This window comes from Shewanella sp. UCD-KL12 (assembly GCF_001957125.1).
Taxonomy (GTDB): Bacteria; Pseudomonadota; Gammaproteobacteria; order Enterobacterales; family Shewanellaceae; genus Shewanella.
The window spans coordinates 1-661 of record NZ_MPHJ01000055.1; the positions used below are offsets into that span (position 1 = coordinate 1).

Here is a 661-nt window from a genome sequence, read left to right on the forward strand (position 1 = left end):
TCAGGGGAAAAAATACCAACTGGTTTTTTAAAAAAAGTCAAAACGATCGTCAATGAATCAGGTTTAACTATAAAAAATAAAAAAATAAAAATATACAGAGAAAAACAACCTAAGATGATTACTGGAATAATCATAAAAAACAATATGTTAACAGTTAGAAATAAAAATCTACGAAAAATAAAACAAACTTTCTTGGAAATATTTACCCCCAACGCTCATTTATCACTAGAAGAAAAAGAAGTCATTTACACTCGTTTAAAGGGGCAATTACATGCGGCAGGACAAATAAATAAGCGATTCAAACAAAAAGCCAAACATATAAATAAAAATCAAAAAAAATACCTAAAACAAAATCAAACACTATAAATTATGGTGCTCATAATCCCTTTTATGTTAAACGGGCGAGTTAGTTAGCAAAAACCGCCCGTTCACCCCCATTAAAGCCCCTCAAAACGATTTTAAGACACGATCCCCCTATAAAACACCCAAATCTACGCTGAAAGTTTAGAACGGTTTTGCGAGCTTCTGAGTGCGTTTTTAACATCATGCAAACTGACAAGTAAAACGATGCGAAATCGCTGAAAGTCACAAACTTGTTTTGTGGCAAGAAGCGATTTGACCAACCGAGTAAAACGAGGGCGGTAGGCTTTTTGTTTTTCTC

General features: G+C 33.6%; 1 protein-coding gene. It reads left to right on the plus strand.

Annotated features, from left to right (window positions below):
* Nucleotides 1-366: hypothetical protein (locus BM736_RS25285; protein WP_218638783.1), on the plus strand; the 366-nt coding region annotated here is incomplete at its 5' end.
* Nucleotides 367-661 lie beyond the last annotated feature (295 nt).